This window comes from uncultured Dialister sp. (genome assembly GCA_900314595.1).
Taxonomy (GTDB): Bacteria; Bacillota; Negativicutes; order Veillonellales; family Dialisteraceae; genus Dialister.
The window spans coordinates 1-19,303 of the sequence record OMVW01000039.1 but is presented as its reverse complement, the minus strand read 5'-3'; the positions used below and the strand labels follow the sequence as shown (position 1 = coordinate 19,303).

The following is a 19,303-nucleotide window of genomic DNA, read 5'->3' as shown; positions in this document are numbered from 1 at the left end:
ATTTCTTTATTTTTTTCATAGAAGGAGATACTTAGTATGAAAAAAATCCTCGCAATCGCTGCCGTTGCAGCACTCACCGCTGGCGTATCCGCATACGCTGCAAATCCGTTCTCTGATGTAACCCCGGATGACTGGGCTTACCAGGCTGTTTCCGACCTCTCCGACCAGGGCGTTGTAGAAGGCTATCCGGACGGCACCTTCAAAGGCGAACGCAACATGACCAGATATGAACTGGCTCAGATCATCGCTCGTCTCATGGCTAAGGAAGATCAGCTGAACGCTGAACAGAGAGCAACCCTCGACAAACTCGCTGGTGAATATGCTGACGAACTCGCTAACCTGGGCGTTCGCGTAGGCAACCTGGAAAAGAAAGTCGGCAACATTTACTGGTCCGGCGATGCTCGTATGCGTTATCAGGATTCTGAAAAAGCTAGCAACGACAGATACAATGGCCGTATCAGAATCAACGTTAAAGGCCAGGTTAATGACTCCACCTACGTTCAGGGCCGTCTGCTGACTGAAATGAACTTCAAGACCAACAAAGCAGACGAAGCTAACACCTCCATGGATCAGCTGTTTGTAAACCATGCATTTGGTGATTTCCAGGTTCGCCTTGGTAAACAGCCTCTGTCCTTTGGTAACCAGGGTGGCTGGCTGCTGAACCCACATGATGGCTATGATGGAGCTCAGCTCTCCTATGCTAAAGATGCTTTCGCTGCTAAAGTAGGCTTTGGTAAAGTTAATACCAGTGTATTTGCACTTAAAAAAGCTGATAATGAAGATCCAGAAGATGCAGACGTTCTCTTTGCTCAGGGCGCTTACGACTTCGACTTCGCTAAACTCGGCGTTGATTACCTCGCAACCAAGGAAGGCAAGGAAGTTGAACTTCTCGGCGCTAACCTCGCTATTCCGGTAGCTAAGAAACTTACCGTTCTTGGCGACTACTACAAGAACACCGTTGCTGATGGCTCCGATACCGCTTGGAACGCAGGCCTTGCATATGGCAAAGCTAACTGGAAGAAACCGGGCACCTGGGATCTCGGTGTATACTACAACGATGTTGAAAAGAACGTATACTTCGGCGGCACCGGCCTCCAGACCAGCGCTCTGTCCAAGACTCAGGACGCAACCTTCTGGAACGCTCTTGCTAACGTAACCCTCCAGAAGAACGTTCAGCTCCATGCTGAATATGCATTCGACACCGAACTGGATGACAAGGATGCAGATGACTCCTGGACCGTTTCCCTGAACTACAAATTCTAATTTCTAAGTTAGAATATACTAGTTTCATAAACAATGAAGAAGCTCCTCGTATGAGGGGCTTCTTTTTTTGTCTCTTTTGTTAAACCGGGATTTATAAAAGGACGATAAGCTTTTGTTTCGGGAATGGTCGGGAATCTCGGGGATGATCGGGGTTATCGGGAAGGTATTGCCGTTGAGGCGGCAATGAGTTTTTATGGGGCCCATGCGAACATGGTGCGGGGAACGTTTTGTGGAATTTTGAAAACGGGGAGCGGGGTGCGGGAAGGAGGCACCGCTGATGCGGCGCGAGTATGTATGGGGCCGATGCGAACATGGTGCGAGGAAAGACGTTCGGGCAAAAGAATATCCCGGTAGACTTTTCGGGCTATTCTGATGAACTGACTGTAAGCGTTTCGTGGCTGCCGTGGCTCGTGGCTGTCGTGAAGGTGGGCCGCGACAAATTCATGAAGCGGCCCCCTTTTATAATTTTATTCAATTATCACAGAAACCGGATTTACTAATTTTTGCCTTCCATCTGCTGCTTCCACTCTAATTTCTTCATGAGAGCATTCAGCATTTGACCTACTCGTTTATTTAAGGTAAGAGCGGTATGAACGTCTTCCATTGGGAAATATCCAAGTCTGGCCCCTAAAGTTACTTGTGTCTGTACTTCGGAATTAGAGCCTTTGGCAATAGACAGGAAATATAGAAATTCTTTGGTAGAAGCTCTGCTTTGGCCCTCGGAAATATTGGATGGAATAGAAGTGACTGCTCTCATTAATTGATCCACCAGGTTGTTTCTCTCCCTGGAGGGGAGATTATCGATAAGCTTATAAACGACTTTTGCCTCAAGCATGGCAACGTTATATACGTCAAGATCTAAATATGATCGGATAGGGTTCATAAGCAGGCTCCTTTCTATAGACTGTACAGAACTATTTACTTTTATTCTAATGAAAAACGTGAATGTTGAAAAGAGCAATAATATGAGAAATAAAATATATAAGGGCGCGCTTCCAATGTTGATGCGCGCCACCGCCACGATAGCCACGAAAGTCACGATAATCACGAACCGCTTATGGTCATTGAAAAAGAATGACCTTGAGAGTTTATTGGATTAGATTAAGTAATGTGAGTCCTGCTGCAGGGACATCCATGTAAAAAATCCCGAAAGACTTTCCGGCCATTATGATGAACTGACTGTAAGCGTTTCGTGGCTGCCGTGGCTCGTGGCTGTCGTGAAGGTGGGCCGCGACAAATTCATGAAGCGGCCCCTTATATATGATGGGTAACATGACTGGGACAACCATATAAAAAGGGCGCGCTTTCCAATGTTGATGCGCGCCACCGCCACGATAGTCACGAGAGTCACGATAATCACGAACCGCTTATGGTCATTGAAAAAGAATGACCTTGAAAGTGTAACGGATTATATTAAGTAAAGTATGCCCGCCACTTATCACTTACCACTATTTTTTATGATTCCCATGCTATAATATAGGTAACCGGTCGATTGAAAGGAGCGTGAGCCATATGTGTGATACAGCTGAATTCCATCAGATTCTGCAGCAGATCGTCTCGATATATAAGAAGGTCTATGGCAAGTCCATTGTCCAGATCATACTGTATGGATCCTTTGCCCGTGGTGATCATACGGAAGATTCGGATATTGATATCGTTGCCATCGTTCATGGCGAGCGGGCGGATTTGCAGGAAAAATTGAAAGAAGTCTGGGACTTTTCTTCAGATCTGGAAGTCGACTATGGCATCATCATTTCTCCGACCGTCATTCCCTATGAGGAATATGTGAAATTCAAAGATGATCTGCCCTATTATCGGAATATAGATCGAGAAGGGGTGACGATTGTTGCTTGATCACAGGATTGAACTGATGAAATATCGCTTGTCCATGGCAGATGAAAAACTTCGTTCTGCCCGGATTTTATTAGATAATGGAATCTATAAGGATTCTGTGAGCCGGTCATATTATGCCATGTTCACGGCTGTTCGTGCCATCCTGGCCTTGGACGGAGTTGATTTTAAAAAACACGCCGGAGTGATTTCTTATTTCCAAAGAACCTATATTAAATCCGGTGTTTTTGAAAAGGAGTATTCGAAATACTTGAGTCAGGCATTTCAGATACGGAATAATACGGACTATTCTGATTTTTTTATTGTTTCAAGAGAAGAGGCGCAAGAACAATATACCCGGGCGGAACAATTGAGTCAACGTATCAGTCAATATCTGCTTACACGGTTGAATAACGCAAATAAAGAAGGTCTATAGCTGACACGAAAAAACCACGGACGGCCATCCGTGGTTTTTGCTATTTATGAATTTGTACGAATGAATTCAGGAGAGCGTGGTGATGTGATTCCTGCGTGGGATGGCTTCTATTTCTTCATAATGTCCAGGGCATGTGAAATCCTGACAGCAGAGTCCATCTTCCGGGAGGACGGTAATCATTCTGCCTGTGCCTCTGACAGATTTTTCATGCTTTATGATTGATGACGAGAGAAGGCCGGCATTCCGACAGGTTCGTCCTCCCAGCCGCATTCGCGGATCCCTGTTCGAGGAGGGACTGGTGTTTTCCGATAGAGTCTTTTGGCACCAATATCTTTTATCAATTAGCCTCATATGTGCCTTGCAGCGAACCCTGCGCTTGTACCATTTCCGTCATTTCCGACATGTGCCTGCCTGACATCCCCTCCGGCCCTTTGGGCCATCTCCCCGCACTTCGGGGAGGCCCCATTTTCCGATAGAGAGATAGCATGCTGATGGTTTGGCAGTTAGCCTTATATGTGTTGATACCATATTTTCCAGTTAAATATTTATACTTGCGGCGCCCATGAATTTGCGCCGCACCTTCCCGACATCCCCGAGATTCCCGAAATGAACCCTGACAATCCCGAAACAAAGGCTTTTCATCTTATGGTTTCCTTTTGGATTAAAAGCCTTTATTTCCTTTACTCCTCTAACGCACATGCGTAATATTTCTAGCTCAATCAGAAATAATTATTACTATGGGCAACCTGCTTATGTTATAATAATCAATGTGTAAGTGTGTCTTTTAATGATTCACCACATATATTTTATTCCCTTTTTCATCGCAGCAAGGAGGCAGATGAAGTGGAAACAAAACGTGATTTTATCTGGAAGATGGGCGGCCAGCAGGGGCAGGGCGTTGAGTCCTGCGGTGAAATTCTGGGCCGCGTACTGGCGCAGGAGGGGTATTCCCTTTTCAGCCAGCGCCTTTTCGCATCCCGTATCAAGGGTGGTCATACGACCATTGCTTTGCGCATTGCGACGAAGGAAGTGGCTACCATTGGCGAGCATGTGGACTGCCTGGTGGCTCTGGATCAGGAAACCATCGATCTTCACGGCAAGGAAGTGCCGGAGGGGGGCGTCATCATCGCTGATGATGCGTTCCATCCGAAGTTTGAGGCGCATACGGGCCGTATGGTGCTGGCTCTGCCGATTACGGAAATGGCAAAGAAGTACGGCAGCCTGCAGATGAAGAATATCGCAGCTCTCGGTATGAGTGCGGGCGTTTTGGGTTTCCCGGAAGCTCCTTTCTATGGGTTCATCGCTGACCGTTTTGCCAAGAAGGGCGAGGAAATTATTTCCAAGAATAAGCAGATTTTCAAGGATGGCTATGATACGGCCATTTCTGCCATGCACGGTGTGGAACTGGGCAAGCTGGCAACTCCTCCGAAGAAGGATCAGCTGTACCTCCTGGGCAATGAAGCGGCTGCTCTGGGCGCCATTTCCGCAGGTTCCCGTTTCATGGCTTCTTACCCCATCACTCCGGCTTCTGAAATCATGGAATATATGATCAAGGTGGTTCATAAGATTCATGGGACTGTGGTTCAGACGGAAGATGAACTTTCTTCCTGCATGATGGCTATGGGCGCAGGCTATGCCGGTGTCCGCGCATTCACCGCTACTTCCGGCCCCGGGCTTTCCCTGATGGCTGAATCCATTTCCATGGCAGCTATGGCAGAAATTCCGGTAGTCATCATCGATGTGATGCGTGCAGGTCCTTCTACCGGTATGGCTACGAAGGTGGAACAGAGTGATATCCGTTATGCCATCGGTTCCGGCCATGGCGATGCTGAGAAGATCGTCCTCGCAGCTTCTTCTATCGAAGACTGCTACTATATCGTCCAGGAAGCTTTCAACCTGGCTGAAGAATTCCAGACTCCGGTCATCGTTCTTTCCGACCTGCAGTTTGGTATGTGCAAACAGTCTGTACCGGCTTTCGACCTGAACCGGATCGGTATCAACCGCGGCAAGCTGGTCACCGAAGGTCTGCCGGAACTGGATACGAAGAAGAAGGCTTATTTCCACCGTTTCGAAGATGTGGCAGACGGTATTTCCCCGAGAACCATCCCGGGTGTGAAGAATGGTATGTTCCTCTCCACGGGCCTGGAGCACAATGTATTCGGCAAACCGGCTGAAGGCCAGGGCGACCGTGTGATGGAAATGGAAAAACGTCACAGAAAATTCGCCGGTGTTCCTTCCGCCATCCAGCCGTTCACTGTGGCTCATGAAGAAACCGATACGGATCTCCTCATGATCGGCGTGACTTCCACCAATGGTGCACTGGAAGAAGCCAGAGAAGAACTGGAAGCAGAAGGAAAGAAAGTCAACCATCTCCAGCTCCGCCTGCTTTCTCCATTCCCGACCGAAGCTCTCCGTCCTTACATCGAAGGGGCGAAGAAGGTCCTCATTGTAGAAGAAGATCTCACCGCGCAGCTTCGTGAACTCTTTGCGATTCACTTTGACTGCCATGACAAACTGCTGTCCCTCCTTCAGTACGACGGCACTCCGTTTACTACCTCAACTATCGTGAACAAAGCTAAGGAGGTCTTCTGAAATGGCTTCACCGAGAGATTATAAAAATACGATTGTTCCGAACTGGTGCCCCGGCTGCGGCGACTATGGTATCCAGAATGCTATTTCCGCTGTCTGCGCAAAGATGGGCTGGCCTAATGAATCCATCACCCTGATTTCCGGTATCGGCTGTTCTTCCCGTATCGGCGGCTATCAGTACTGCTACGGCGCTCATACCACCCACGGCAGAGCTCTGCCTTTTGCCCAGGGTATCAAATGTGCCAATAAAGATACCCATATGATCGTCTGCTCCGGCGATGGTGACTCCTATGCTATCGGCCTGGGTCATGCCATGCATGCGATGAAGAGAAATATGGATATCACTTACCTCGTTTTCGATAACCAGGTATACGGCCTGACCAAGGGCCAGACTTCCCCGGCTTCCTCCAAGGGTTTCGTAACGAAGACCACTCCGGACGGAAACCCCATGACTCCGCTCGATGCTCCTTCCATGGCTATCGCAGCCGGCGCTACTTTCGTGGCCCAGGCGTATGCTATCGACGGAAAGAATCTGGTGGATATCATCCAGAAGGCAGTGGAACACAAAGGATTCTCTTATGTGAATATTTTCACCCCCTGCGTAACTTTCAACCACTTCAATACCGTTCAGTGGTACAACGAACATCTGAAGAAGATTTCTGACGTCCGCGGTGAAGACTATGATCCGTCCAGCAAGGCCCAGGCTATGCACCTCCTCGCTGAGACCGACAGCCTTGTAACCGGCGTCATCTATGAAGAAAAGGATGCAATTCCATTCGGTGAAATCGTTCCGTCCAAGGATATCAACCTCACGGAATACGTACAGAAACCGACTGCAGAACTCTTTGACTCTCTGTGCAAAGAATTCAGATAATGCTTTGATCGCTTGCGGGGAAGGGAAACCGGAAGCACAAAGCCATTCGGGCGAAATCCGCCCAAAAGGAGCAGGACTATTATGGCATCTGACAGAATGATGGAATATTACTACTCCATGGGACAGGACTGCCTCCGGATGGATGATCCGGAGAATGCAGTCACCTATTTCAAAAAAGCAGCCAATATGGGTGCCTATGAAGCAGCGCTGGAAATCTACTCACTGGGTCAGCAGTGGGAAGCCGGCGACGGTGTAGAGAAGAGTGAGGAGAAAGCGGAGAACTGCTACAAAATCGGGGTGGAATATGAAATCCCCGAAGCCAGTCTTTCGCTTGGAAAGCTCTACCTCCGGGGTATCAACGGCGCAAGACCGAATCCGAGAAAAGCCAGGAGGGCACTGGAAAACGCTTCCGATGAAGGAAGCGCGGAAGCAGCGTCTCTCCTTGGAAAAATGTATGATGAAGGAATCATGGGCAAGGTCAATCCGGACCGGGCTTTCAACTACTATCTCCTGGCTGCCGAGCGGGGAGACAGCAGTGCCATGCTCATGACAGGCATGTTCTACGCCCAGGGTGAAAGTGCCCGTAAGGATCTGACCGCCGCAGAAATGTGGATCCGGAAAGGCCGGGAAGCGGGAGACCCTGACGGAGATACGACGCTCCGCGTATTCCTGGCAGTGGCCTGCAGCGAATACATCACCGGCGAAGCCGGAAGAGTGGATCCCGGCAAGGCCTGGAGCATGGCGGAAGAAGCAGAAGCCCTGGGAGATAAAGAAGTCTTCCTCCGGCTGGGAATTGCCTACAGTCATGCGACAAATCTCAAAGATCATGATGTAAAATCCTTCGAAGCCTTCAAAAGGGCAGTCGGCAACGGCTCCCTCGTGGCAGCCGCCCATCTGGGCCTCTGCTACGAAGCAGGCATCGGGGTGGATGAAAACATCGAAGAAGCCGTAAGGCTCTATAAAAAAGCCTCCGATGGAGGCATCCCCTTCGCCATGACCCACTACGCCTGCGCACTGGCCGCCGGTGAAGGTGGAGAAAAAGACGAAAAAGCAGCCATGAACCTCCTCATAAGGGCAGCTATGAAAGGGGATCCCGGGGCGATTCAGATACTGAAAGAGGATTATGATTACGAGCTGGCGTGAGATTTGCTGAATAATAAAAACTGTCCTGCATGTAGTGCGGGGCAGTTTTTTGATGGGCGGATTGGGGATTGGGGATTGCGGATTGGGGGAAGGTGTTGCCGCTGATGCGGCAACGAAGTATATATGGGGCTTATGCACAGGCTTGTGGATTCTGATCGTGTGTGAAAGAAAGCTTTAATTAACCAGAGCCTTTGAGTATAATGAAATCATAATTTATGATGTGGTACAGAGGAGGAAATACAATGGGAACTGTTCGTACTTATGAAGATCTGGACGTATGGCATCTATCCATGGATTTGGCAGAGATGGTCTATATACTGACCAGAAAGCTTCCATCTGAAGAAAAATTCGCATTGGGAGACCAGATGAGACGGGCTGCTGTTTCTATTCCATCGAATATTGCGGAGGGGCAGAGCCGTTCGGCTACTGGAGATTATATACGCTTTCTGAGTTTTGCCAAAGGCTCCAATTCTGAAATTCACACACAATTACTTCTTGGAGTAAGGCTTGGATATTTTACAAAAGAACAGGTAGAAAAACCACTCGAATTATGTGGTAGAATTAGACGTATGCTTAATTCGTTAATATCATCGTTAAAAAAGAAAAATCAAACAGAGTATGGAGAATTTTAGCGGTAAGGATAATTAAAAAGGCGCACTATATGAATTGTGTGCGCCTGATGAAGCGGCCGAAGGCCGCTATATAAAAAGATTGGTTTCCGCAGGAAACCATATCCTTCCCGCAATCCCCAATCCGTCGTATAAAAACAAGGAAATAAAATGAAATTCAAATCACTCACTCTGGTCATCCTTATCACCGTTTCCGCTATGCCTGCTTTCGCAGCCGGACCGAAAGCTCCGGAAATTACAGCTGATTCGGCAGTTATCATGGATGCAGCAAGCGGTAAAATCCTTTATGAAAAAAACGGCAGTAAAAAGGAATATCCGGCTTCCATGACGAAGATGATGACCTGTATCCTTTCCATTGAAAAGGCAAATCCCTATAAAACCATCAAAGTCAGCCGAAATGCGGCGGATGTGGAATCTACCTGGCTTTCCGGCGGGGAATGGATCACCCTGGATAATCTGCAGAACCAGCTTATGCTCATCTCCGATAACGGAGCCGCCACAGCCATTGCGGAAAATATTTCCGGAAGTCTCTCCGCTTTTACGGATATGATGAATGAAAAAGCGAAAACTCTCGGCATGACAGGTACTCACTTCACTAATGCCAATGGGATGCCTGATGAAAACCATTACTCTACGGCTGAGGACATGGCGCGCCTGGCTCGTTATGCCATGGAAAACAGGACTTTCCGCCGCATCGTGGGTACCCGGTCAAAGACCGTTCACTATGAATATCCCCGGAAAAATTACTCCTTCATGAACAGTAACGAACTGCTCTATTCCTATAAGGGAGCTACCGGCATCAAGACAGGCTATACCCGGGCTGCCGCAGGGTGCCTGGCCGCTTCGGCGGTTCGTGATAATAAAGAACTGATCGTTATCATCATGCACTCCAGAGATGGGGAGACAAGATTTAAAGAAGCGGCACAATTGCTGGATTATGGATTTGCTTTGAAAAAATAGCCATTGCCGGCATACTGTCGGGACCGGCGGACAGGGCAATAAAAAGAAAAGCACAGCTTAAGATGAAGCTGTGCAATGGAAATTTTTCTGTTACTTTTGAATAAATGTGGTACACTATCAAATAGAAAGGGATAGCCGGTAATATTCCCCAGGCAAGAGGATTGGCTCCCTCAAATATAGTAGAAGTTGAAGAAAGCCTCCGCAGCCTTACGGGAAGGCTTTTTTCAATGGAGAAAAATTACTTTTTCATCATTGTGGCGATCAGTATGCCGAATGGTATCAGCAGCGTAAGCACTTCGTAAGTACTCATATGATCACCCCCTCCGAAGAGGGAAGCCTTTTACCTGACTATTTCGGTCAGATTATAACATAAGACGGAAGAACGGAAAAGAGATTCTATTTCCATATTTCCCAAATAAAAGAGGACCCTGACGGGCCCTCTTTTGGGTTTTATTTCTTAAAGGAGTATGTACTTCAGTATGAAGACGACTGTGAGAACCATCATGAGGACGCTGACTTTGTCTTTGTGTCCTGTGAGGATATTGATCAGGGTGTAGGTGATGATGCCGAAGGAGATGCCTTCTGCGATGGAGTAGGCAAAGGGCATGGCGATGATGGCAAAGTAGCAGGGGATGGCTTCGGTAAGGTCATTGAATTCGATTCCGGTGACTGCGGTGAACATGAGGAAGCCTACGGTGATCAGGGCAGGAGCGGTAGCAAAGGCGGGAATGGCCATGAAAATCGGGGAAAGGAAAATGGAAAGGAGGAAAAGAATGGCGGTTGTGGTGGCAGTTAATCCGGTACGGCCGCCTTCGGATACGCCGGATGCGCTTTCTACGTAAGTGGTGGTGGTGGATACACCGATCAGCGCGCCTACGGAAGTAGCGACTGCATCGGCCATGAGGGCACCTTTGATGTGAGGGAGTTTATTATTTTCATCCAGCATATTGGCTTTGGAAGAAACGCCCACCAGGGTACCGATGGTATCAAAAATATCGACGAAGAGGAAGGACAGGAGGACGACTACGAAATTGAAGGTAGCAATCTGGGAGAAATCCAGTTCGAAGAGAAGGGGAGAAATGCTCTGGGGAGCAAAGGCAGCAATGCCGGCGGAAAGATTCGGCAGGGTGCTGAAGGCGCCCAGTTTCGGATTTGGTACGTAAAGACCGGTGAGTTCGCAGAGGATGCCGAGGAGCCAGGTGAAAAGGATGCCCCAGAGGATATTGCCTTTCACTTTCTTCACCATCAGGATGGCTGTGAAAATGACACCGATCAGGGCTAAAACTACAGGAGTGCCGGTGGTGGCAAAGGTGCCTGCCGTCAGGGCTCCTTTGAAGGAGAAGAGGGAAATCTTTGTGGCCGGATTGGCTACGATGATGGATGCGGAACCAAGACCGATGAAGGCAATGAAGAGACCGATGCCGGCGGATACTGCTTTTTTCAGGTTCACCGGAATGGCATTGAAAATGGCTTCACGGACGTTGGTGAGGGACAGTACGATGAAGATGAGACCTTCCACAAAGACGGCAGCCAGGGCCATCTGCCAGGAGTAACCCATCTGTTTTACAACGGTAAAGGCAAAGAATGCATTGAGGCCCATGCCCGGTGCCAGGGCAAAGGGGTAGTTGGCCATGATGGCCATGCACATGGTGCCGATGAAACCGGCCAGAGCCGTAGCTGTCAGGACTGCACCCTTATCCATACCGGTGATGCTCATAATACTGGGGTTGACGGCCAGGATATAAGCCATGGTCATAAAGGTGGTGATACCGGCCATGATTTCCGTTTTCGCCGTAGTGCCGTTCTCTTTGAGGTGGAAAATCCTCTCGAGAAGACCTGATTCGTTTTCCATAATACCCTTCCTCTCTCTTTTCTACCGTGTAGAAATAAAATGAATTATATTATCATTATATGATTTTTATTTCGTTGAATCAATGAATTTTTATAGAGGATTTGTGTGGTAGAATAAGTAGTAATTATAATAGGAATGGTACTATGGAGCATGGAAATGAAACTATAGGGTGTAGAAACTTTTGAATCGGGGGTCTCGGGAATATCGGGCGTATCGGGGTGATCGGGAAGGTGGCGCCGCATCGGCGGCGCGAGTTTATAAGGGGGATGTGCACAGACACGGCTAATTCCGTTTCCTTGAGAGTCGAAGACCGTGTGCGGAGCACACTATATAAAATTGGTTTCCGCAGGAAACCATATCCTTTCCGATAGTCCCGAAATGATTCCCGTCAGCCCCGACATTCCCGATTCAAAAGTGGTTATGATTTTATTGAGAGGAAAGTTATTATGTCTATATGCAACATCTGCCCCAGGAAGTGCAAGGTGGAGCGGAAGATTTCCATAAAGGATGAGGGAAAGCTGGGGTACTGCCGGTGCGGGATGCTGCCGGTCATTTCGCGGGCCGCGCTTCATCACTGGGAGGAGCCCTGCATCGCGGGAACGCGGGGAGCCGGGACGGTCTTCTTTGCGGGCTGCAACCTCTCCTGTGTGTACTGCCAGAATTATGAAATATCGGAAATGAGAAAGGGCATCGAAGTATCGGTAGAAAGACTCCGGGAAATCTATTTCGAACTCATAGCCCAAGGGGCCCACAATATCGATCTCGTCACGCCCACCCAGTACACCCACGCTATTTTCCAGAGCCTCCGTGAACCGCTGCCGGTGCCGGTGGTCTATAACTGCGGAGGCTATGAAAGCGTGCACACCGTAGCTTTTCTGCGAAAGAAGGTCCAGTGCTGGCTGCCGGACCTGAAATATGCGGATGCCAAAGCGGCGGCCCGCTACAGCAATGCGCCGGACTATTTCGAAGTGGCCACGGCGGCCATTGAGCAGATGTTCCGCCAGACGGGGCCCTATCAGCTGGATTCGGACGGAATCCTGCAGAAGGGGGTCCTCATCCGCCACCTGATCCTTCCGGGACAGGTAGAAAATACGAAACGGGTGCTGGAATACGTAGCGGAAACTTTCGAGCCCGGCGACGTGCTCTTCAGCCTCATGCGCCAGTACACCCCCTGGGGCAGGGCTTCGGAATTTCCTGAAATCAACCGGCCCATTACGGACGAAGAATACGAGGAATGTGAAAGCTACATGGAGGCCCTCGCCATCGAAGACGGCTACGTGCAGCAGAAAGCATCGTCCAATGCAAACTTCATCCCCGCCTTCGACGGGACAGGGGTACTGGAAGCGGCGAAGGAATAATAAAAAAGAGACTATGTGGTCATAACATATGACACATAGTCTTTTTTATTCCCTGCGCAAGAATGGAAAGAGTCACTTTCGGCAAGCAGGAAAGACCGCCCCGCAACACCTGCTTCGCGGGAGCTTCCCCTCGTGGGGACGCGGGATAACTTCGACTTGCAGGGGATGAGACATTTGGTCTTTCAACCCGCCTGTGCAAAATTCCCATAAAAAATCGGCGCTGCCTTAGCAGCGCCACCTTCCCGATCACCCCGATCATCCCGACCGCCCCGAAATCTCGAAAAAGAATCTATCGGGGCATGTCGTTTTGAGGCTAATCCCGGATACCGAAGCTGCCTCAAACCGCATGATCTGACAAATGACTCAGGAAAATACGTTACGCATGAAATCTTCTGAGCCAGTTCCTGTAGATCTGATCGTACAACCCCTTCCCCTCCGCTTTGCTCCGGGACCTCCCCGGACTCGGGAGGAGGGAGCGTTTCGACCTGAACGGGATTTCAACTCGCCTGTGCAAAGCCCCAATAAAAAATCGACGCTGCCTCAGCAGCGCCACCTTCCCGCACCCCGCATCCCGCACCCCGAAATCTCGAAAAAGAATCTATTGGGGCATGTCGTTTTATGACTCCGGAAAATACGTTACGCATGAAATCTTCTGAGCCAGTTTCGACATGCGGGAAAGACCGCCCCCTTCACCCTCACTTCGTTCGGGAGCTTCCCACGCAGGGGACGCGGGACGACTTCGATTTGCAGGGGATGAGACATTTGGTCTTTCAACCCGCCTGTGCAAAGCCCCAATAAAAAATTGGCGCTGCCTTAGCAGCGCCACCTTCCCGCAATCCGCAATCCCAAATCCGCCATCCGAAAATCGAAATTGACTCTATCCATAAAACTGACAAATGACACACAGGGACGGAGCTGCCGTATACCAGAGGTGGCCGACCAGTGTCACGTCGTATGGGAACTGTGTAATTCCGGGATTTCCTGTCTTTCGACCGGGGTTTTCGTTTTTGATTTTTTCTTGCGCGCAATGAGCTTTGAGGAAATTAATTGGATTCATCCCTCCGCCCGTTTCGATCGATACTGTACATTCAGGTTTGTGAGGAATTTCACCAGAGCTCTTTCTCGCTGCTCTGACTATATAGTACAAAAATAGAATTTTATTTTATTATATTTTCATTAGAAATAGAAGCGGTAAGAGGTAAGTAGCAAATGGAGATAGCGGCACCGATGGGGCGGGAGTTTTTACGGGTATGAGTCAATAGCGCTGAGAAAGGAAGTACGACCCCTTGTCCTGACTTCGTTCGGGACTTCCCCTGACCAGGGGCAGAGGGGGGTAGTCATGCTGACGGGTATCCTTGTCTCGATGATTGATGAAAAACATTCGCGTGAAAATTCCACCTGCCCCAGGTCAGGAGGGGAGATTTGCAGACTTGCCGGTTTTCTTATTGATTCAATATTTTTTCTGCTTTATCCCGGATTTTTGGAAATGGAAGGAAAGGCTCCGGTTTTTCGGGGTGGGGGAGGCATTTTTCCATCCAGATCATGTCGTACCAGCGGTCAAATTTCCAGCCGCATTTTTCGAAGCGTCCCACGAGGCGGAAGTGAAGGGTTTCGTGGAAATGGAAGCTGTCCATGGGAAGGTATGGATCTTCATGGTCCAGATAAGCGATGCAGGAGTCAAAGTTGTAGGCCTGCTGCAGGGCAAGGATGTCCATGAGTTTCTTCAAAAGGATTTTTCCGATGCCCTGATGGCGGCTTTTTTCGGAAAGATACATGGAGAGTTCCACCGCATGTTCATAGGCAGCCCGAGGGTGAAAGGGTCCGGCATAGGCGTAGCCCAGGATTTTTCCCTCTTTCTCTGCCACCACATAGGGATAGCGGAGAAGGGTATTCCTGATGCGGCTTTGAAATTCTTCCACTGACGGCACATCGTACTCAAAGGTGATGGCCGTCTTTTCCACGTAAGGAGCGTAGATGGAAAGAAGGGAAGATGCATCACTCTCGGAAGCGATGCGGAAGTGAATTTGTTTATCGATTTCCATAGTGAAATCCTCTTTATATAAGGGCCGCTTTTATCTTTGAGGCGGCCCACCGACACGGACCACGGATCACGGTTCACAATTTACAAATTTGAAATAGCGATAGGGCCTATTATTTTTTCTCCCGTTTTTCCGCCTTTTCCATAAATTTCACACCATTCACCAGGAATCTTTCATGAATGGCTTCCCCGATATCTCCATTTTCATCGGCTGCCACGATCTGGAAGGTGATTTTCTTTCCCTGCACGTCAGAAACGGTGGCAGTGGCAGTGATGGTATGGCCGGGAAGGGTGGGTGCTTTGTGGATGAGGTTCATGGAACCGCCCACGGTTGTTTCATTTCCTGAAAGGTGGGAGGCCAGAGCTTTGCAGGCTGCTTCTTCCATGACTGCCGAAAGGACGGGCGTAGCCAGTACGGGCAGGGACCCGCTCCGTACGACTTTCGCCGTATCCTCTTCTGTTACTTTTCTTACAATCTGTCCGGTCATGCCTTTGACTATCATAGTTTTGCTCCTTTGCAATTGATTTTTCAAAACGATAAATGAAGTGCTTAGCAGTCACCATATAAAGGAAGGGCTGTTTAATAATATTAACCATACCACGGGGAAAGCTTCTCTTCAATAAATAAAATGGAAAATCAAAAAAGCCTGCTGCCGGATTCAGGTGCAGGCCTCTGTCACGGAATACGAGTTCAAACAGGGGATAATAGGAATTTGGGAAGAAAGTGCCCGGCTTATTTCAACTTCCACCCCAGGAGCGGCTGCAGGTAGAGGTAGCAGGCGAAGAGGATGGAGGCTGTGGGGGCTTCGAGCGTGGAGAGAGGGACGGAGCAGGCGATGGACCAAAGGATGAGGGCTGCCATGACGATGGTGGTATTTTCAATGGCAATCATCATATCTTCCCTGTCGGTCACGATTTCATCACAGAGCTGCTGAGTGAGGATGGAGCTCAGGGTCTGGTTGCAGGTGACCATGGCGGAAGCGGCGGCAACCACGATAAATGTAAAGCGTTTTCCTCCTTTCATGAGAAATCCGGAAATAAGGGATTTCACTTTCTTCAGGAGGTCCGTCTGCTGGAGGATTTCCGAATAGGAACAGGAAATACCGACGGTAAAGGCAGGCATGATCATGGAAACCATGCCTCCTCCGTTCATCATGTGGGAAAGGGCGGGGTCACCTGCCCGGTAGCCTGAAATGAGCAGACCGGGAATGGTGGAAATATCCATATGCTGAACGAAAACGCACAGAAGGAGTGCCAGAATCAGGCTTGTACTCATGGTGATTTTCACGTCAATTTTCAGAAGAGGCATGATGATGACTACGGCTGCCGGGAGGAGAAGCAGGGGAGTCAAAACATAGCTCTTTTCAAAAAGGGCGGCCGTATCCGCCGGGGCGCCTTCTGCACCGGCCCAAATTCCCAGTCCCATATAAATAAGGCAGGAAATACCAAAAGGCAGGAGGGCACTCCGGAACATGCGGCGAAGGTTGTCGTAGAATTCCGTTTTCGTAATGGCAGCAACGACTAAAGCGGAGGTGGAAAGAGGCGAGCACCGGTCGCCCACGTACAATCCGCCCAGGATGGCTCCTCCCGTAATCATGGGATTGACGCCCATCATATTTCCTATGGACATGCAGATGGCGCCCATGGTGGCTACGGTTCCAAAAGAAGTGCCGATGAGGAGGGATAGTCCCGAATTCAGGAGGAACGCGGCGAGAGGAAATATTTCCGGCTTCATAAAACCACCGGCCGCAGCGACGATATAGGGGATGGTGCCCGACGCCCGCCAGGAGGCGGTGAGCATGCCGATGAGGAAGAAAACCATGAGCACCTTGTGTACCGACCAGATGCCTCCGGCCGTGAGGGTCGCGATTTTCTTTGCGGAAAAGCCGTAACGAAGGCAGTAAAGGAAGAAAAGAAGGTAGCCGAAAGACAGGGCCGCAATGAGCGGCAGCCCCAGGGACAGGCAGATGATGAGACCTGCAATAAATAAACCAAGAGTGGCAAGGGCCATGGGATTTCCTCCTTTCCTTCGAAGTTGTACCTATTATAGTCTGTCACGGCCGCAAAGAAAAACTGTTTCTTTCTTGTGGCGGCCATATTTTTTTTGAGACTTCTGGTAGTTACTGTGGATAGAGTCTCATACGGTATTCGTGAGTCAGCCTTACCGCGGCGAGCCCCGATATTGTCGCTATCGAGATTTCGTGATTCGTGATTCGTGAAGGTGGCGGCCTGACGGCCGCACAGTATATATGGGGCCAATCCTCAAATGGTGCGGGGAGTATTTCAATTGAATCATAAATGAGAAACTGAAGGATGAAGAACTTTTGAATCGGGAATGATCGGGAATCTCGGGGATATCGGGGCTGTCGGGAAGGTGTGCCGCTCCCGCGGCACGAGTATGTATGGGATTTTTCATTGAGGCTTCTGGCAGTTACTGTGAATCGAGTCTCATACGGTATTCGTGAGTCAGCCTTACCGCGGCGAGCCCCGATATTGTCGCTATCGAGATTTCGTGATTCGTGATTCGTGGTTCGTGAAGGTGGCGGCCTGACGGCCGCAGAATATATATGGGGCCAATCCTCAAATGGCACGAAGAACCATTAACCCCAATGAACAGCTTTCAGGGGGACAGTTTCCTCCAAATAAAAGTTTAGCGGACAATTACCCATTAACCTCGATGTACAGTAATCGGATGGATAGTTTCCTTTTGAAATAATAGTTCACGGACAATTAACCATTAACCCCAATGAACGGCTTTCGGATAGACAGTTCCTTTTCAGTAGAACAGTTCACGAACGATTACCCATTACCCATTAACCCCAATGTACAGTTTCCAGACATACAGTTTTCTTTCGGAATAATAGTACAGACAATTACCCATTACCCGTTATTACAAAGTGTATTTCAGTTTATTTCTAAATTTCAAAATAATTTCCTTTACTTATCGTTACCAAAGGTTTATATTAAGAGTAGCATAAATGACTAAAGGCGGTCCCGTTCCGGGCCGCCTTTTTGTGTGAGGAGGGGTTACTTATGGATTACAGTAAAATGAAACCGGCGGAGGCTCGTGCGCTTTTCCGCACCGGGGAGCTGGTCCGCCAGACGAGCGGCATGTGTGACGGGTATGCGCAGGCGAATATGGCCATCCTGCCAAAGAGCCTGGCTTTTGATTTCCTGCTTTTTACACAGAGAAATAAAAAGCCCTGCCCGGTCCTTGATGTGACGGAAGCAGGGAGTCCTGTACCGGTCATCGCAGCGCCGGGGGCAGATCTTCGCTACGATATCCCGAAGTATCGTGTCTATAAAAAAGGGGAACTGGTGGATGAAGTCATCAATCTGGAACATTACTGGCAGGATGATTTCGTGGCCTTCCTCCTGGGCTGCTCTTTCTCCTTTGAAAGTCCTATGATTGAAGATGGTCTGGACGTGCGGCATATCACGGACTGTCACAATGTGCCCATGTACATCACGAACATCCAGTGCGTTCCGGCGGGTGTCTTCCACGGACCTATGGTTGTTTCCATGCGGCCTATGAAACCGGCCGATGCTATCAGGGCTGTGCAGATTACCACCCGCATGCCCTACGTTCATGGGGCACCGATTTATTTCGGGGATCCGGCAGGAATCGGCATCAAAGATATCGATAAACCGGACTTCGGCGAACCTTCTGAAATCCGGGAAGGGGAAGTGCCGGTCTTCTGGGCCTGCGGCGTGACACCTCAGGCGGTAGCCATGACTGTCAAACCGGATATCATGATCACCCATGCACCGGGCCATATGTTTATCACCGATATCCCGAATTCGTCGCTGGCGATTATGTGAATTTATCAGAGTCACTTTGTAGTTACCTTGTTTTGAGTCTCATACGGTTTTCGGGAGTCAGCCTCATCCCGGCACGCCCCGGTCTTGTCAATAGCGAGATTTCGGGGTTCGGGGTTCGGGGTACGGGGAGGTGGCGCTGCTGATGCAGCGCTATTTTTTTATTGGGCCAATCCAATCATGGCACGAATACTCATTAACCCCAATGTACAGCTTCCGGACAAACAGTTTTCTTTCGGTATAAAGTTCCCCGGACGATTATCCATTAACCTCAATGTATGGTTTTCCAGATAAACAGTTTCCTTCCGGTATAGAGTTTCTCGGACGATGAACTATTAACCCCAATGTACAGTTTTCCGATAGTCAGTTTCCTTTCGGCATAACGGTTTATGAACCATTACCTGTTACCTATTAGCTCAAACTTCGCACCCTTAAATAACCTGGCAGCTCCGATGAAATCTGCATTATTGCATTCCAAAGTATACTGGGATGTTTTATGCGGCATTGAGGAG

General features: G+C 49.1%; 17 protein-coding genes. 10 read left to right on the top strand and 7 right to left on the bottom strand.

Annotated elements, in window-relative coordinates; all coding sequences use genetic code 11:
- Window positions 1-36 precede the first annotated feature (36 nt).
- Window positions 37-1,263 (top strand): S-layer homology domain-containing protein, encoded by a 1,227-nt coding sequence (locus tag QZN42_RS08525; protein ID WP_296956546.1) that lies wholly within the window; start codon window positions 37-39, stop codon window positions 1,261-1,263.
- Between the two features lie 496 nt (window positions 1,264-1,759).
- Here the strand turns inward: QZN42_RS08525 and QZN42_RS08520 are convergent, their stop codons facing one another.
- Complete coding sequence (locus QZN42_RS08520; protein ID WP_296956544.1) at window positions 1,760-2,146, bottom strand: four helix bundle protein; 387 nt, start codon at window positions 2,144-2,146, stop codon at window positions 1,760-1,762.
- Between the two features lie 629 nt (window positions 2,147-2,775).
- Between QZN42_RS08520 and QZN42_RS08515 the strand changes: the two genes are divergently transcribed.
- The 7 genes from QZN42_RS08515 (at window position 2,776) to QZN42_RS08485 (ending at window position 9,724) form a co-directional block, all read left to right on the top strand.
- Entirely contained in the window at window positions 2,776-3,117 is a 342-nt protein-coding gene (locus tag QZN42_RS08515; RefSeq protein ID WP_296956541.1) for a nucleotidyltransferase domain-containing protein, read from the top strand.
- A 16-nt stretch (window positions 3,118-3,133) separates the two neighbouring features.
- Window positions 3,134-3,529, top strand: coding sequence for a HEPN domain-containing protein (locus QZN42_RS08510; RefSeq protein WP_296956538.1), 396 nt, complete (start codon window positions 3,134-3,136; stop codon window positions 3,527-3,529).
- A gap of 843 nt (window positions 3,530-4,372) precedes the next feature.
- Window positions 4,373-6,121, top strand: a complete 1,749-nt coding sequence (locus tag QZN42_RS08505; RefSeq protein ID WP_296956536.1) for a 2-oxoacid:acceptor oxidoreductase subunit alpha — start codon at window positions 4,373-4,375, stop codon at window positions 6,119-6,121.
- Window position 6,122: 1 nt separating this feature from the next.
- Entirely contained in the window at window positions 6,123-6,992 is an 870-nt protein-coding gene (locus QZN42_RS08500) for a 2-oxoacid:ferredoxin oxidoreductase subunit beta (RefSeq protein WP_296956534.1), read from the top strand.
- Window positions 6,993-7,073: 81 nt separating this feature from the next.
- Window positions 7,074-8,135 (top strand): tetratricopeptide repeat protein, encoded by a 1,062-nt coding sequence (locus tag QZN42_RS08495; RefSeq protein ID WP_296956532.1) that lies wholly within the window; start codon window positions 7,074-7,076, stop codon window positions 8,133-8,135.
- A gap of 242 nt (window positions 8,136-8,377) precedes the next feature.
- A complete protein-coding gene (locus QZN42_RS08490; RefSeq protein WP_296956531.1) occupies window positions 8,378-8,767 on the top strand; it encodes a four helix bundle protein in 390 nt (129 codons plus the stop codon).
- A gap of 147 nt (window positions 8,768-8,914) precedes the next feature.
- Window positions 8,915-9,724 carry a D-alanyl-D-alanine carboxypeptidase family protein gene (locus tag QZN42_RS08485; RefSeq protein WP_296956530.1) on the top strand — a complete coding sequence of 270 codons (810 nt, stop codon included), beginning with the start codon at window positions 8,915-8,917 and terminating at the stop codon, window positions 9,722-9,724.
- 238 nt (window positions 9,725-9,962) lie between these two features.
- Here the strand turns inward: QZN42_RS08485 and QZN42_RS10165 are convergent, their stop codons facing one another.
- The gene (locus tag QZN42_RS10165; RefSeq protein WP_363916564.1) at window positions 9,963-10,034 is read right to left on the bottom strand and encodes a putative holin-like toxin; all 72 of its coding nucleotides are present in this window, start codon (window positions 10,032-10,034) and stop codon (window positions 9,963-9,965) included.
- Window positions 10,035-10,181: 147 nt separating this feature from the next.
- Window positions 10,182-11,576: an NCS2 family permease gene (locus QZN42_RS08480; RefSeq protein WP_296956527.1), complete on the bottom strand. Its 1,395-nt coding sequence runs from the start codon at window positions 11,574-11,576 to the stop codon at window positions 10,182-10,184.
- A gap of 446 nt (window positions 11,577-12,022) precedes the next feature.
- On the opposite strand from QZN42_RS08480, the gene QZN42_RS08475 reads away from it, so the two are divergent.
- Window positions 12,023-12,934 (top strand): 4Fe-4S cluster-binding domain-containing protein, encoded by a 912-nt coding sequence (locus tag QZN42_RS08475; protein ID WP_296956524.1) that lies wholly within the window; start codon window positions 12,023-12,025, stop codon window positions 12,932-12,934.
- 877 nt (window positions 12,935-13,811) lie between these two features.
- Here QZN42_RS08475 and QZN42_RS08470 read toward each other — a convergent pair.
- From QZN42_RS08470 to QZN42_RS08455, 4 genes are all read right to left on the bottom strand, one after another.
- The gene (locus QZN42_RS08470; RefSeq protein ID WP_296956523.1) at window positions 13,812-13,991 is read right to left on the bottom strand and encodes a hypothetical protein; all 180 of its coding nucleotides are present in this window, start codon (window positions 13,989-13,991) and stop codon (window positions 13,812-13,814) included.
- Window positions 13,992-14,376: 385 nt separating this feature from the next.
- Entirely contained in the window at window positions 14,377-14,976 is a 600-nt protein-coding gene (locus tag QZN42_RS08465) for a GNAT family N-acetyltransferase (RefSeq protein ID WP_296956522.1), read from the bottom strand.
- A gap of 109 nt (window positions 14,977-15,085) precedes the next feature.
- A complete protein-coding gene (locus QZN42_RS08460) occupies window positions 15,086-15,475 on the bottom strand; it encodes a thioesterase family protein (protein WP_296956520.1) in 390 nt (129 codons plus the stop codon).
- 230 nt (window positions 15,476-15,705) lie between these two features.
- On the bottom strand, window positions 15,706-16,983 hold the full coding sequence (locus QZN42_RS08455) for a Na+/H+ antiporter NhaC family protein (RefSeq protein WP_296956518.1): 1,278 nt from the start codon (window positions 16,981-16,983) through the stop codon (window positions 15,706-15,708).
- Window positions 16,984-18,005: 1,022 nt separating this feature from the next.
- Between QZN42_RS08455 and QZN42_RS08450 the strand changes: the two genes are divergently transcribed.
- Window positions 18,006-18,794, top strand: a complete 789-nt coding sequence (locus QZN42_RS08450) for a putative hydro-lyase (RefSeq protein ID WP_296956515.1) — start codon at window positions 18,006-18,008, stop codon at window positions 18,792-18,794.
- Window positions 18,795-19,303 lie beyond the last annotated feature (509 nt).

What these genes read in the sequence shown, in the direction of transcription:
- QZN42_RS08450 (WP_296956515.1), top strand. Translation starts at nt 18,006, where the DNA reads ATGGATTACAGTAAAATGAAACCGGCGGAGGCTCGTGCGCTTTTCCGC.
- QZN42_RS08510 (WP_296956538.1), top strand. Translation starts at nt 3,134, where the DNA reads ATGAAATATCGCTTGTCCATGGCAGATGAAAAACTTCGTTCTGCCCGG.
- QZN42_RS08520 (WP_296956544.1), bottom strand. Translation starts at nt 2,146, where the DNA reads ATGAACCCTATCCGATCATATTTAGATCTTGACGTATATAACGTTGCC.
- QZN42_RS08515 (WP_296956541.1), top strand. Translation starts at nt 2,776, where the DNA reads ATGTGTGATACAGCTGAATTCCATCAGATTCTGCAGCAGATCGTCTCG.
- QZN42_RS08495 (WP_296956532.1), top strand. Translation starts at nt 7,074, where the DNA reads ATGGCATCTGACAGAATGATGGAATATTACTACTCCATGGGACAGGAC.
- QZN42_RS08455 (WP_296956518.1), bottom strand. Translation starts at nt 16,983, where the DNA reads ATGGCCCTTGCCACTCTTGGTTTATTTATTGCAGGTCTCATCATCTGC.
- QZN42_RS08465 (WP_296956522.1), bottom strand. Translation starts at nt 14,976, where the DNA reads ATGGAAATCGATAAACAAATTCACTTCCGCATCGCTTCCGAGAGTGAT.
- QZN42_RS08525 (WP_296956546.1), top strand. Translation starts at nt 37, where the DNA reads ATGAAAAAAATCCTCGCAATCGCTGCCGTTGCAGCACTCACCGCTGGC.
- QZN42_RS08470 (WP_296956523.1), bottom strand. Translation starts at nt 13,991, where the DNA reads ATGAATCCAATTAATTTCCTCAAAGCTCATTGCGCGCAAGAAAAAATC.
- QZN42_RS08480 (WP_296956527.1), bottom strand. Translation starts at nt 11,576, where the DNA reads ATGGAAAACGAATCAGGTCTTCTCGAGAGGATTTTCCACCTCAAAGAG.
- QZN42_RS08500 (WP_296956534.1), top strand. Translation starts at nt 6,123, where the DNA reads ATGGCTTCACCGAGAGATTATAAAAATACGATTGTTCCGAACTGGTGC.
- QZN42_RS08485 (WP_296956530.1), top strand. Translation starts at nt 8,915, where the DNA reads ATGAAATTCAAATCACTCACTCTGGTCATCCTTATCACCGTTTCCGCT.
- QZN42_RS08475 (WP_296956524.1), top strand. Translation starts at nt 12,023, where the DNA reads ATGTCTATATGCAACATCTGCCCCAGGAAGTGCAAGGTGGAGCGGAAG.
- QZN42_RS08490 (WP_296956531.1), top strand. Translation starts at nt 8,378, where the DNA reads ATGGGAACTGTTCGTACTTATGAAGATCTGGACGTATGGCATCTATCC.
- QZN42_RS08460 (WP_296956520.1), bottom strand. Translation starts at nt 15,475, where the DNA reads ATGATAGTCAAAGGCATGACCGGACAGATTGTAAGAAAAGTAACAGAA.